A 13,989-nucleotide genomic window follows, 5' to 3' on the forward strand; every position below is an offset into this window, starting at 1 on the left:
CCTTATATCTAATTAGGGGGCTTTGGGTTTAACGAACTTAAGGGTCATGCGATCGCTCTCTCCAATGGTAAGGAAGCGTTGCCTGTCCTTTTGACCTTGGCTTAAGGTTGGAGGTAGTGTCCAAACTCCGCCCGGATAGTCCTTGGTATCCTTTGGGTTGGCGTTAATTTCTGATTTGCCTACCAATTTAAAGCCAGCCTTCTCCACAGCAGCAATTACCCCATCTTCAGACATATAGCCAGTTTTAATACTCTCTTGTAAAGAAGTTCCCTTCAGCGCGCGGTGTTCTTCCACTCCCAGAATACCTCCTGGCTTGAGTGCTTTATAAGCCGCCGCATAAACTTGCTCGGCATAGCCTGCTTTAACCCAGTTGTGAATATTGCGGAAGGTAACAACTCGGTCTACAGAATTGTCTGGTGCTAGGGTCAATTCATTTGGGGGATTAATTTGGGCTACTTTGACTTTACCAAAAATCTCTGGATTAGCTGCTAGTTTTTCTTGGAAAGCCAAAGCCGGTTTACTTGCGTCACCCAAGTTAGTAACTATGAGTTGTCCCTTGGGCGCTAAAAATGGGGCTAATATCTCGGTATACCAGCCACCTCCCGGCCACAATTCAACTACGGTCATATTTGGGCGCAGACCGAAGAATTCCAAAGTCTGGATTGGGTGGCGGTACTTGTCTCGGAGGCGATTCTGCTCTGAACGATGACTGCTGGTGAGTATGGTTTGAAGCGTATTTGTACTGTTGAATGTCGCTTTTTCGCTCTCGTTGGCTAGAACATTAAGGGGCATTACAGATACCGATAGGAGGAAAACTAGAGTCAGGGCTTTCAGTAAGCCTTGGCGGGGCCTGAGATTTTGTGTAAATTTCATAGCTGTTATTTTGACTTTCCGCTTCAGCATAGAGCAAATAGCGTTCTTATAAATGGGTGCGATGGCGTACCCGTCCGCTATAGGCATTGCTCTCTGCTCTCCCGTTTTCCTCTCTACAAAACCCTAAACGCAAACGCACTCTTTCAAACTTGTTCTTTATTAGTTTTTATTAGTAAATAAAATGCGTTTGTCCTGGTGTCTAATGTAATCAGCAAGTGCGATCGCCTCTTTTATATTTAGCAGAAGCGATGTTTACGACGGGCTACGCCTACGCACTTAAAACCTGGGTTACATTTTACCGTGTTGCAGCACTTGTTGTAGATGTTGGCGAATCTCTTGTGCGTGTTCAATATCAGATTGCCGCAATTTTTGGAACAACTCTACACATGGCTGAGAACCTACTTGTTCTGCATCTTTAATGTAGGTATCATAAGCTTTAACGGCTTCAGCCTTATTGTGCAAAACGGTGACAAAATCATACTCCAAGTCGCTAATCGCTTGTTGAGACTGTCCGTTACCTGTATTTGTAGTCATTGCTTGACCCTCTTTGAGAATTTCTAATTAACTTATACTCACCCTAAAAGAGGGATTCATCTTCCAAAAAGAGTATATTTCAATACGTCGGAAGTTCCTTGCAAAAGTAAGTTATACTATTTTAGATTTTAGATGCATCTAAATTTCCTGATACAGCCCCAAGCAAAGGAGTGAAGAGTAAAAAAATGCTTTTTTCCCACTCCCCACTCCCCACTCCCCATTTGTCATAACAATTTATCCAAGCGGTTGATTATCATCACATTGACGTGAATACTGGAATTCCAACTCATTTTGCCGTTCCCTACCTCCTCTATAGACAACCGGACAAAACTTAGTGTTAGCACTCATGCAATCCATGTGTGGCGTTTTAGCACAGACTACGAGTAGTCCACCCAGAACAAACAACAAACCACAAATTGCAAGCGTATTAACCCAATGCATTTCCAGCGCTCCGTGAACTACTATTTCTCGCAGTAGAGATACAATTGTTACCTCAACTGCCACTCCCACAGAAATACTGTGTTCTTGCAAATACACCATTAATAGTCGGAATAACTCGACTAAAATCAACACAAATAGTATTTTTGCAGTCACATGTTTATAGTCTAGTGGCTGCGTGATGGCGATCGCTATCCCCCACAATTGGATCAGCATGACGGCGAACAATCCCAAACACAAGACAATCACAATTAAGTCTTGAAAGGCTTCCATGTTGCGAACAATTGAGTGCCGATCAAGCCAGCGATCGCTAAATAAAAATCGACTTTTCTGGCGCTTTTGCATGTACATTTTTCCAATCGGGACAACTTCAGACAACACCAGCGAGTCAACCCAATAGTTTTATGTTATGCAATATTAAGCGTTTGCGCCTCAGCGAGGTTTGTAATTTAAATTTTGTGCTTGTTGCAACAATTGCTCGGCATTTTTTGCCCACTGAGGATTTTTCTGAGCATTATATAAATCTCTAGCAAATTGCAATACTTGTACTGCATCTCCATATTGCTGTAACTGCATAAAAGCTAACCCTGCACCATAATAAGCATTGGGATAGTTAGAGTTAGCTTCGGCTGATTTTCTAAAAGCCTCTAATGCCTCTTGTGATTTGCGTTGCCCAAACCAAATTGAGCCGAGATTGTAGTAAGCTTCAGGATACTTCGGATTAATTTTTACTGCCTGATTAAAAGCATCTTTGGCTTGATCGAGTTTGCCTTGTTGGAGATAACACATCCCTATATGATAAGGAGGCTCTGGTGCATTTTTGCTATATTCTATGGCTTTTTTAAAAGATGCGATCGCTTTCTCACAATTTCCTTGCTGTTCTCTTACCAACCCCAGGTTATAGTGGGCAAATCCCAGTTTAGGATCGAGTTCTAGGGAGCGTTGCAAGTAATCGTTAGCTAACTGTAAATTATTCCCTTCTAACAACGCACCACCTAAATTCGCAAAAGCTGGCGCAAACTTAGGATCGGCTTGCGTCGCTCGATAAAATGCATCCGCAGAGGGTTGTAATTGTCCCGTTTGTCGCAATGCTAGCCCTAGATTATAGTGTGCTGGTGCTAATGTTGGATCTAATTTAGCTGCTTGTTTGAAGGCTGCGATCGCATCTTGTACCTTTCCCGCCTGAATTGCTTGTAAACCTTGATTTAACCAGTCTATAGCAGTTTTACCATTAGATTGTGCCAGCTTTAAGGGGATAGGAGCAGATAGAGAAAGAGATGCAAAGGAAATGCTAACAAGCAGCATCAAACTTACTAACCCGGCTATGCGATATTTAAAGAATGATTTTCCCATTGATTTTCTGACTTGCAACATTTTCGGTTAAATTTACTTTATAAAAACTTTTTTACAAAAATTTTTATTTTGCCATAAAAGCCTACTTTTGTTAAGTTCTATTAAGCTAAATCTTACGACAGACTACAATTTTTTTAAATTTAGATTAAAAGGAGCATAATAACAAATTAAAGAAGGGGTAATTTTGACTCCAGAGAAGCATTTTTTCTCAGATAGAATTCAGGAGTCAGGAGCCAGAATTCAGAATGAATTCTGTACGACTGGCAAAGAAATAAATCAGTTTAAGACGCTTGCGGACTAGCTACTGTCTTGATTCTGAATCCTGAATTCTGACTTCTGGATTCTTCTTTAACCCTTGATATATACAGAATCATGCGGTTAGGAAAGACTTACCGCAAGGGAGGTTTTATGAACGAAAAAGTAAAATCGGGTTCGCGGAATGTTGCAATTGTCGGGCCTTATTTAAGTGGAAAAACCACTTTACTAGAAAGCTTGTTATTTGTCACAGGGGCAATTTCTCGCAAAGGAAGTGTTAAGGATAGCAATACAGTGGGAGATAGTGCTGCCGAGTCGCGCGATCGCCACATGAGTGTAGAAGTCAGCGCCGCTAGCACTGAGTATAACGGCATTCGCTTCACTTTTATTGATTGTCCAGGAAGTGTAGAATTTGCCCAAGAAACGTACAATGCTTTAATGGGAGTTGATGCGGCAATTGTAGTTTGCGAACCCATACGCGATCGCGTCCTCACCCTCGCTCCTCTATTTAAATTCCTCGACGATTGGGAAATCCCCCACCTCGTCTTCGTCAACAAAATGGATCGGGCAAATATTCACGTTTTGGAAACGTTGCACGCCCTGAAAGCAGTATCTAGCCGTCCTTTGGTAGCGCATCAATATCCCATCATGAACGGGGAACAACTCACCGGCTTTATCGATATGGTGAGCGAACAGGCATATCAATATCATCCAGGCGCACCTGCCGATCCCATTCCCTTCCCCGAAAGTTTAAAAGAAGAAGAACATATAGCGCGGGCAGAAATGCTCGAAGCCTTAGCAAATTTTGACGACCATTTACTCGAAGAACTTTTAGAAGACATCGAACCTCCTCAAGAAGAAATCCTCAAAGATTTAAAAATGGAATTAGGGGCAGATTTGGTAGTGCCCGTTTTCTTTGGTGTAGCAGAACAAGATTATGGTGTTAGACCTCTATTAGAAGCCTTGTTGCGGGAAGCCCCTGAACCAGAAACCACAGCAGAACGTCGTTTAAAAAACATAAAAGGTGATACACCTCTAGCGCAGGTATTAAAAACTTACTACACTCCCCAAGGTGGCAAACTGTCTTTGGTACGTGTTTGGCGGGGCAAATTAACTGATGGTATTGTCCTCAATGGCATTCGCACTGGTGGAATTTACCGCCTCATGGGACAACAACAGCAATCAGTTAACCAAGTTAATGCTGGTGAAATTGTCGCATTGAGCCGTTTAGAAGGAATCAAGACAGGCGATACAATTTCCACAGAACAGCAGTCGGCAATAAAATTACCCAAAGCTGTAGAGTTGGAACCAGTGTATGCCCTCGCTATTACACCTGAAAAACGCAACGATGAAGTAAAACTTAGCAGTGCCATCACCAAGTTATTAGAAGAAGACTGTTCACTTGCTTGGGAACAACATGGCGATACTCACGAAGTTATCTTGTGGGGACAAGGCGAGATTCATTTACAAGTAGCCCTAGATAGACTGCGCCGCAAATATAACTTGCCAATGACAACCCATTTACCGCAAGTGCCTTACAAAGAAACCATCCGCAAAACAGTAGCTTCAATTCATGGGCGCTACAAACACCAAAGTGGTGGTCACGGACAGTTTGGTGATGTTTTTCTTGACATCAAACCCCTACCACGCGGTACAGGTTTTAATTTTAATGAAACCATTGTCGGCGGTGTGGTTCCTAAACAGTACATTCCTGGCGTGGAAATGGGCGTGCGGGAATTTCTCACACATGGGCCTTTGGGCTTCCCAATGGTGGATTTAGCGGTAACTTTGACTAATGGTTCCTATCACAACGTTGATAGTTCCGAACAAGCCTTTAAACAAGCTGCCCGATTGGCAATGCAAACGGGAATACCCCAAGCGGAACCTACTTTATTAGAACCAATTCTGCGGGTGGAAGTGACTACACCTAGCGAATTTACTTCCAAAGTGCTGCAACTATTGAGTGGTAGACGGGGGCAAATTTTAGGCTATGAAGGCAGAAACGATTGGCAAGGCTGGGATAATATCTCTGCATACTTGCCACAAGCAGAGATGCAAAACTTTATTGTAGAGCTGCGATCGCTCACCTTGGGCGTAGGTTCCTTCCACTGGGAATATGACCATCTCCAGGAAGTACCAGAAAAACTCGCCGAACGTGTCATTAACAGCAATGGCAATGGTAGTAACGGCAACGGCAAGTAATTTTGTATTTTGGATTAATTGTAGAGTCGCGTAGGCAATGCCTGTCGTAGGCATCGTTCCAAGGCTAAGATTCCCGACTTCTCTCAGAAGTCGGGAATGTTTATTTAATCTGTAAAAAGATTAATAAACCGCTAACTTGCGTGAAATGGTATTAGTTTCATAAAGGCATTTGGGAATTATGTGATTAAGTACATTCCTCTTAACTCACAGAAAAAATTATGGGCTTTATAGTCTCTCTTGTAACTAGCCTAATTGCAATTCTCGTTTACCTCAATACAGATAAGATATCTGGTGAAAAGTCACGTTTAGCAATACGCACAATTATGATATTGATTGGCAGTATTGCAGTACTGAATTCTATTTCTAGGCTTTTGGTGATTGTCCCACCAGGCAATGTCGGTGTCGTCAACTTGTTTGGCGAAGTTTCTGAAACTACTCTCAATCCTGGTGTTCACTTGCTTAATCCCTTTAACAAAGTGCTGAATTTTTCCACTCGCATTAAGGATGTAAAGGAAAATGTAGATGTAACATCCCAAGAAGGTTTGAGCCTAAATCTTGATGTCAGTCTTCAATACAAGCTCGATCCGCAAAAGGCAGCTACAGTATATAAAACAATTGGAGATGATGAAACACAACTGGTGATTTCCAGATTCCGCTCTACTGTCCGCGCCATTACGGCAAACTACCCAGCCAGTGCTATATACTCTACCAAACGCCAAGAAATCGCCCAAAAAATTGACCAACAACTTACTCAGGAGATACCAGCTTTGGGTTTCATCGTTGAAGAAGCTCTTTTGCGAAATGTCAAAATGCCTGATACTCTACAAGCTGCAATTCAAAACAGACTCAAGACAGAGCAAGAAAACCAGCAGATGAAATTTGTTCTAGAAAAAGAGCGTCAAGAGGCAGAACGAAAGCGTATTGAAGCGCGAGGTATAGCTGATTCCCAAAAAATTATCTCTGCTGAACTTACCAACCAAGTGCTACAATTGCGAGCGATTGAAGCCACCGAAAAGCTAGCTCAATCTAATAATTCTAAGCTTGTAATTATTGGTTCTGAAAAAGGCAGTATGCCTATTATGATCCAGCCAGAAACAGAAACTTCAAAGCCCTAAAAGTTTTTTATTAGGCTAATGGCTTGAGATAATTTCAATTGCATGAAATATACAATATACATTGTTACTTATATGATGAAATCCAAACAATTTTAGACGTATTACGAGGGTCAATAACAGACCTGCCTTGAAAATAAAACGGTTGGTAGCGGTTAGGAGAATGGTGCAATGTTGAGTACTACTTTTACCACCCTTCAGATGTACGGAATTAGCTCAAAACTCAAATAGGATTCTTATAGATAAAATCTTGTCACTGATAAATGAGGAATTTTTGGGCGCTGAAACTTTTAAAATTGGGAGAAACTAAAACGGCGTTAGTGGTGTGAATGCTTTACTTTAGTTGCTTGTGAGGGAATATCTTCATAACTAAATTACCCATATAAACTACTATCAGATGGGTAATAAGACTTGCGTAAATCAGGACAAGCACATCTAAACTCTAAGCAATTTACTAAGGAAAGATTTGAAACTTTCTTATCAAACTAAGCAATTGTAATTCTTGCTTCATCTGCGCTAAATTTCTTACCCAATGGTCGAGTTGTCCCATTTCCACCTTGCTGTCGGCTGAATGATACAGTATGAGCGTTGCTAGAAACTGATGACTATGAGCGGCGAGATTGTCGAAAAACTAAAGGAAGCTAGTACTGGCTTGTTAATGATGAGCGAGTCGGATTACCCTTTCGAGGTTGTTCAGTGGAAAGATGCTGCACCCGCAACACAGGAGAAAATATTACAGCTAACAGGTTCTCAAGACCTGCCAGTAGAAGTAGTAGACTTGGACTATCTCTTTCGTAATTGTGCATTTGAGCAAGAGTGGCACAATGAACTACAGAAAAAAAATGTGAAAAAGTTTCAAACACTTATCCAAACGCTTAAAGATAATCTTAGTGACATCAGCGTTTATCGTGTTGGACAAATAAATATTGACGCTTATATCATAGGCCAAACTAAAAATGGTGACTTAGCTGGAGTAGTAACAAAACTGGTTGAAACCTAGTAAGTAGGTTGGAAATTTATCTAAATAAAAGCCTAGCTATCTGTGTAGCTAGGCTTTCTCATTTTTGAAATCATCCAAACTTATAAATTGTCAACTTGCGCTTCTATTACAGACTGAATAGATGTTGAGACTTCTGAGAGAAAATTGTATCCAGTTAGAGATTCTAATGAGTCAACGCTAACCCGATAGTTTCTCCAATTCGCTGTTCGCACCCCTTGCATGTTGGGAATACTGACAGCAATAACTCTCGTGTTGGTTGTCACGCCAGCAAGACCTAAACCTGGAGTATTCAGTACAGCAATAATTTTCCAAGTTATACTAGGGACTTGAACTCGTCCATTAGCTATTGTATAGAACCTTCCGTTAGACCCGGTACCGCCCATCCCATATCCACCAGATATGATGTAAAGTTCTTTACCCTGTCCTACTAAAGTTCTGGAATATTCCTCTAGGCTTGCCCAAATTCCCTGATTGTTATCTGGGGCTTGAGCAATCATGTTGCTCATCAAAAAGGTGGCAGAATTATTGGTAACACTATTAGTTCTGTCACCACTAGGTGTCATGTGACCACGATCAAACCCACTTCCACTAAAATCGGTAGATTGAACTTGATAGCATCCAAAAGGAAGTGTTGTATCAGGTCGAAAATTATCTTGCCTTGGTGTGTTACCTAACCAACTACTATTTAACTGCCAAGACACCCAGTTTGCTCTACCTATTGAGCAGTTGTAACCAATTACATACTGTGGCTTTACCAGCAAGTAGTTATTTAGGCTGAAAGTTCCAGCATTGCTGGGGTTGCCAAGGGTTAGGTGAACACTTACTGATGATTGGGCCGGTACGATCTTTGCCAACCCAATTATCAATAAAACTACCATCACAAATGGTAGCAGAAACTTGAAAATCTTAATTTTTTTCACGTTTTTGTACTTTTGATTGCAAAAACAGTGTCCGAGTTTCTCACTTCAATATCAAGCATTCAGTGATACAAAACTAAAGATTTTTGTAATGGTAAAGATGTAGTGATACCATAGCCAGAAATCTTTGTTCGGCAAGAGTTAACAATCAATAAATCACTACTTTGCCATTACCTTGGTAACGAGCGATGCCTACGGCAGGCTACGCCTACGCTTAAAATTTTGTACCCCTATACCAAGATTTATACATCTAATCAGCAACACCAATCTTTTTTCTTAGAGGAAATTTAATTATGTGAGAAATGGGGCAATTCGCACAGCAGAACATAGAAACTTAAACCCCAGTAGCTAATAAACCTTTTGCAAAAGTCAAAAAAATCAGGAATGTCATTTTGAGCGGAACTCAGGGAAGAGAAAATTTTCTCCAAATGTTTCGCTCCGCTCAAGATGACAATTTAAGCATTCATACAAGATAAGGTAAGTATACCTATAGGGCTAATGTTTGATTTCTGAAAAAGCTCGGTACAGATCGAAAAGCCTAATTTCCCACTCCCCGCCCACATAGATAATTTCAAAAATCAAATACGATTCCTATATTGCCTTAATCTTTAATTTTCTGTTTGCAGTGGCGGCTATTTTATTTAATTACCTTAAAATTCTTAATTGTAAGATATTTTTCTTCATCAGCTATCTGATTGTTATAATCGATATCAATTTGGGTTGGATAGCCGAATCTAGCATCATACCGCACATTCAGGCTGAAGGCTTTACGTTTGATAGCATCTTGAATCACATCAAACAGCTTAGGAATTGTGTTGTAACTTTGAAAGTATTCTTTAACATCTTTACCTGTAGCTAAAGAAGTGATAGAACTTGTTACACCATTACGTACTTTAATTACTACTGGCCCCCTAGCATCCTCTATACAAAAGCAACTATTGCTAAGTTCATAACTATAGTTGGAAATATTTTGCTTATTCCAGAAATTGCGATTAAAATCTAATCGCTTTTGTAATCGCCTTAAATTTAAGTTATTACTCGCTGGCGATTGTGCTATCTCTATGGAAGATTTGGACATTACTGGTAGGTTCAGTCCGAAAGATAGCAATAATCCGGCACTGATAATGATAGGTAAACGCATATCAATCCCTTAAATTTCAAAAGTATTATACATGTATTATATATAATACTTTTGAAAATTTAAGTACACTTTATATTTTTATTAAAATTTATCAGTGGGTATACAAGTGCAAATAGCAAATTTATCACTGTAAGGGACTGGTTGGTGGGTGTAGCCTATAGCTAAATCAGATCCGATGTATCGTATTGCATACATGCGAGAATATTTTCTCTATGCCGTAGAATTTTTACTGTAAAAAACAAATATTTATTTCAAGTATGAATGAATCACAAACTTGGTATATTGTCAAGCGATCTGTTGGTAATTGCGAAATTGTCCCCAGCGACAAAGTTGGCGACGATAATATAGAGATTATAGAACAGTGGGGGCCTTTTAGTTCGCAAGAAGAAGCGATCGCTCGGCGTATCGGACTTATTAGAGCTGGAAAGTGCCAACCAGTTTAATGTTAGGAGTAGAGAAGCGATTAATCGGGTCTCTACAGGAGTTAGGAGTAGAGACCCGATTAACTGCGTCTGTACAGGAGTTAAGAGTTTACAAAGATGGTTTTTATTCCTAACTCCTCACTATTGACTTCTAACTTTATTCTTAACTCTTCATTTTTCTGCTGTGGCTGCGCCCTGAGCAGCAATTTTTTTGCCTATTACGTCTACTGCTTTAGCGAATTGGGGATCTGCTAAAGTAGCAAGTTTGTCACGTTCATGAAGCCACAATTCTTGCATCTGGGCTTTACTCAAGTCTACCTTCACATCTGGACTAATACCTTTATGATTAATATCAGTACCGTTGGGGGTGTAGTAATGAGCAATTGTTACCGCCAATCCTGAGCCATCTTCCAAGGGACGCACCGATTGCACCAGTCCCTTACCAAAGGTTTGAGTACCAACTAAAGTAGCACGCTTGTTGTCCTGCAAAGCCCCTGAGAGGATTTCACTTGCACTGGCTGAACCTTTATCTACCAGTACCACCAAAGGTTTATTTGTCAAGGCGCGTCCGTTTGCCTCTTCTTTTTCAGCCTCTCCTTGGCGTTCAACTGTGGAGACAATCTTACCTTTGTCTATCCACATCCTGGCAATCTCTACACTGGAGAAAAGTAAGCCACCGGGATTACCACGCAGATCCAAAATATATCCAGCTACCTTTTTGCTTTCTAAATCTTTGATAGCGGTTTGCATTTCTTTACCAGCATTGGCGCTGAACTGGTTCAGGCGAATGTAGCCAAGATTACCTGCTGGTGTTTTCTTTTGGGAATATTTAACTGGATGAATTTCAATTCGCGCCCGTTTGATGTCAAACTGTTTTGTCTGACCATCACGCTCAATTGTTAAGCTGACTTGCGTTCCTGCTTCACCTCGAATTAGGGATACTGCCTGATTAGTATCCATCCCCTTGGTATTTTTGCCGTTGATTTTGAGGATGACATCTTTTGCCAAAATACCAGCTTTATAAGCTGGTGTATCTTCGATTGGCGCAATTACAACCAATTGCTTGGTTTTTTCATCCTGGCTGATCGTGATCCCAATCCCTGTCAATTCTCCAGAGGTATCCACTTGCATATTCTTGAATTCTGCTGGGTCCATAAACCGGGTGTAGGGGTCATCTAGCTTTTTAAGCATTTCCCGAATGGACTTATATGCTTCCTGCGGATTACTGTAGGACTTGCTTAAGTATTCTTTACGAACAGCCTGCCAGTCTACTTGATTAAAAGTACCATCTACGTAATTGCGGTATATATTTTGCCAAACTTCATCTACTAATTGTTTAGGACTTGCTTTAAATAAAGCCTGACCTCGGGAGTGAATGCCAAGGCTAGTAACAGCGATCGTGGAGAGTGTCACTGCCGTAGCACCCAAAACAAGCCTATTTTTTGTAATCACCATAATGACAGCTGCGTCAGAGGGAAAATATATAGTCAGTATGCTCAATCTAACACAGGCTACCACTGTACAGACCGAGTATGTATCCCTAATTTAAACAAAATACTTGACAATCCGGCTAGCTTGATGGTTTATACAAAATTTTTGGGAGTGGGGAGTGGGGAATCGGGATGGCCACAGGAGGCAGGAAGCAGGAAGCAGAAGTTTTTGAATTTTGAATTTTGAATTTTGAATTGATTTCTCTCTCCACTCCCCCAACCCTTTACGGTTCTACCCAGCGTCCATCTCCCTTAATCAGATTAATTAATTCCTCTACACCTTTATCTTCTGGGACTTTTTTAATTTCCTCTCTGCCACGATATAAAGAAATGTAACCAGGTGTTTTGCCAACATAACCATAGTCGGCATCCGCCATTTCTCCGGGGCCATTGACAATACAACCCATAACCGCTATGTCAAGACCAGTTAAGTGTTTAGTGGCTTCCCGAACTTTGTGCAACACTTCCTCTAAGTTAAACAAGGTGCGTCCACAAGAAGGACAAGCGACGTATTCCACCATCGTTTTTCGCAATCCCAAAGCTTGGAGAATGCTATAACAGACGGGAATTTCTTTTTCTGGTGCTTCTGTAAGTGAGACGCGAATTGTATCGCCAATGCCATCAGCAAGTAAGGTAGCAATACCAGCTGTAGATTTAATTCGCCCGTATTCTCCATCACCAGCTTCTGTAACGCCTAAATGTAGCGGATAATCCATACCTAGTTCATCCATGCGCTTGGCTATCAGGCGATAGGCGGCTAGCATTACCGGTACTCGTGAGGCTTTCATGGAAATTACCAGGTTGCGGAAATCCAAAGATTCACAAATGCGGATGAATTCTATGGCAGATTCCACCATGCCTTCTGGGGTGTCACCGTAGGTAAATAGCATCCTCTCAGCAAGGGAACCGTGATTTACCCCAATTCGCATCGATTTACCTTGATCGCGCAAAGAAACTACCAGAGGTTCTAAGGTTTCGCGGATTTTTTCGCCAATTTCGTCAAATTCGGCTTTAGTATACTCAGTTCGATTGAGGTTTGGTTTTTCAAACACATACAACCCCGGATTAATCCGCACTTTTTCTATGTGCTTGGCAACTTCTACGGCGATTTTTAGTCCGTTGTGATGGACATCAGCCACAATGGGCACATCTTGGTAAGTTTTAATTAATTTTTGTTTGATTTCTGCTAATGCTTTAGCATGAGCCATACTTGGCACTGTGACACGGACAATTTCGCAGCCTATTTCGTGCAGACGACGAATACCAGCCACAGAACCATCAATATCAAGGGTGTCTTCGTTAATCATTGACTGTACTACAACAGGGTAGCCACCACCAATAGTGACATTTCCCACCTTTACAGGGCGGGTTTTACGCCGCTTGATAGTTGTATCAAAGGTAGGTTGGCTGGATGTAGTATTTGAAGTATCTACTATGGGCAGAGTTTGCATAACCTGATTAGGTAAATTTGCTGTCGTAAAAATATCAGATTTGATAAATCTCTGTTTCCCAGATTGCCACAGGTGGTGGCTCTTTTGGTGATTAAATAGAAAAAAATGGAGAATGAGACAGGCAAAGAAATAAAAAGTAATTGAGAAGTTTTGCTCACTTGTAAAGATATATTGCTAAAAATCTTTTTAACTGAGTAGCTTGAGTAGCGATCGCGCAGGGTTCAGCAGGAAAGCTTAAGGAAGCGATGCGTTGAGTAACTAACTTTCACTCCTGTTAATACCTCAATCTTAATTTCTGCTTTTTGGTATGATTCATTTGCTAATAGCCTCAAACAACACTTTTGAAGTAATGGATTTAACCTACTTCTTGGTTTCAAACCTAGTCTTTGTAGCTGTTTGGCTTTAAGAGTCAGTTTCCCTATTAGGCTTTTTATTTTCCTAGTTTTACCTAGTGGTCTGTCCTATAAGTTCTGATTGATTAGTTTGTTACCAAAACCTTGTAGAGACGCGAAATTAATGGGACAGACCACTGGGGAGGCAGGGAAAAAAATTGGATATAGCCCAAAGGGAGACACTAAGGGTGATAGCGCAGCATAAAGCCAACTCTTAGAGACGCACTCGCATTCGCTTAGAGCGAGTCCACGAGCGTCTGGGGGTTTCCTTCATGAGCGACTAACTTTCTCGTTGAGTAAGGACTGAAGTCCTTATTTTTAAGCACTAAAATGCTTACTACAAACTATTTTGTATAAATATTAGTGAATCTCAGCAACAACTCTTCACCATCATTAATGAATCCCAACA

12 protein-coding genes and 1 pseudogene are annotated in these 13,989 nt (G+C 40.9%); 4 read left to right on the forward strand and 9 right to left on the reverse strand.

What is annotated here, in order from left to right; genetic code table 11:
• Positions 1–12: 12 nt before the first annotated feature.
• From RMZ43_RS09325 to RMZ43_RS09340, 4 genes are all read right to left on the reverse strand, one after another.
• Positions 13–960, reverse strand: coding sequence for a class I SAM-dependent methyltransferase (locus RMZ43_RS09325; protein WP_428850713.1), 948 nt, complete (start codon positions 958–960; stop codon positions 13–15).
• 201 nt (positions 961–1,161) lie between these two features.
• Positions 1,162–1,407: a hypothetical protein gene (locus RMZ43_RS09330; protein WP_322650065.1), complete on the reverse strand. Its 246-nt coding sequence runs from the start codon at positions 1,405–1,407 to the stop codon at positions 1,162–1,164.
• 234 nt (positions 1,408–1,641) lie between these two features.
• Positions 1,642–2,196, reverse strand: a complete 555-nt coding sequence (locus tag RMZ43_RS09335) for a phosphate-starvation-inducible PsiE family protein (protein WP_322653934.1) — start codon at positions 2,194–2,196, stop codon at positions 1,642–1,644.
• 81 nt (positions 2,197–2,277) lie between these two features.
• The gene (locus tag RMZ43_RS09340; RefSeq protein ID WP_322653935.1) at positions 2,278–3,198 is read right to left on the reverse strand and encodes a tetratricopeptide repeat protein; all 921 of its coding nucleotides are present in this window, start codon (positions 3,196–3,198) and stop codon (positions 2,278–2,280) included.
• Positions 3,199–3,606: 408 nt separating this feature from the next.
• On the opposite strand from RMZ43_RS09340, the gene RMZ43_RS09345 reads away from it, so the two are divergent.
• From RMZ43_RS09345 to RMZ43_RS09355, 3 genes are all read left to right on the forward strand, one after another.
• Positions 3,607–5,655 (forward strand): elongation factor G, encoded by a 2,049-nt coding sequence (locus RMZ43_RS09345; protein WP_322653936.1) that lies wholly within the window; start codon positions 3,607–3,609, stop codon positions 5,653–5,655.
• A gap of 218 nt (positions 5,656–5,873) precedes the next feature.
• Positions 5,874–6,770, forward strand: a complete 897-nt coding sequence (locus RMZ43_RS09350; protein WP_322653937.1) for an SPFH domain-containing protein — start codon at positions 5,874–5,876, stop codon at positions 6,768–6,770.
• 604 nt (positions 6,771–7,374) lie between these two features.
• A complete protein-coding gene (locus RMZ43_RS09355; protein ID WP_322653938.1) occupies positions 7,375–7,767 on the forward strand; it encodes a nuclease A inhibitor family protein in 393 nt (130 codons plus the stop codon).
• Positions 7,768–7,847: 80 nt separating this feature from the next.
• Here the strand turns inward: RMZ43_RS09355 and RMZ43_RS09360 are convergent, their stop codons facing one another.
• Together RMZ43_RS09360 and RMZ43_RS09365 are read right to left on the reverse strand one after the other, a co-directional pair.
• A complete protein-coding gene (locus RMZ43_RS09360) occupies positions 7,848–8,687 on the reverse strand; it encodes a DNA/RNA non-specific endonuclease (RefSeq protein WP_416212098.1) in 840 nt (279 codons plus the stop codon).
• Positions 8,688–9,321: 634 nt separating this feature from the next.
• The gene (locus RMZ43_RS09365) at positions 9,322–9,825 is read right to left on the reverse strand and encodes a DUF6174 domain-containing protein (protein ID WP_322650070.1); all 504 of its coding nucleotides are present in this window, start codon (positions 9,823–9,825) and stop codon (positions 9,322–9,324) included.
• Positions 9,826–10,082: 257 nt separating this feature from the next.
• Between RMZ43_RS09365 and RMZ43_RS09370 the strand changes: the two genes are divergently transcribed.
• Positions 10,083–10,268 carry a DDE transposase family protein gene (locus tag RMZ43_RS09370; protein WP_322650071.1) on the forward strand — a complete coding sequence of 62 codons (186 nt, stop codon included), beginning with the start codon at positions 10,083–10,085 and terminating at the stop codon, positions 10,266–10,268.
• A 150-nt stretch (positions 10,269–10,418) separates the two neighbouring features.
• Here RMZ43_RS09370 and ctpC read toward each other — a convergent pair whose 3' ends face one another.
• The 3 genes and pseudogenes from ctpC to RMZ43_RS09385 form a co-directional block, all read right to left on the reverse strand.
• Positions 10,419–11,702 (reverse strand): carboxyl-terminal processing protease CtpC, encoded by a 1,284-nt coding sequence (gene ctpC / locus RMZ43_RS09375; protein ID WP_322650072.1) that lies wholly within the window; start codon positions 11,700–11,702, stop codon positions 10,419–10,421.
• 259 nt (positions 11,703–11,961) lie between these two features.
• Positions 11,962–13,188, reverse strand: coding sequence for a (E)-4-hydroxy-3-methylbut-2-enyl-diphosphate synthase (gene ispG / locus RMZ43_RS09380; protein WP_322650073.1), 1,227 nt, complete (start codon positions 13,186–13,188; stop codon positions 11,962–11,964).
• Positions 13,189–13,415: 227 nt separating this feature from the next.
• Positions 13,416–13,640, reverse strand: a pseudogene (locus RMZ43_RS09385) (ISKra4 family transposase); the annotation flags it as partial.
• Positions 13,641–13,989: the final 349 nt, after the last annotated feature.

The organism is Nostoc sp. CmiVER01 (assembly GCF_034531135.2).
In the GTDB taxonomy this organism is placed as follows: Bacteria; Cyanobacteriota; Cyanobacteriia; order Cyanobacteriales; family Nostocaceae; genus Nostoc.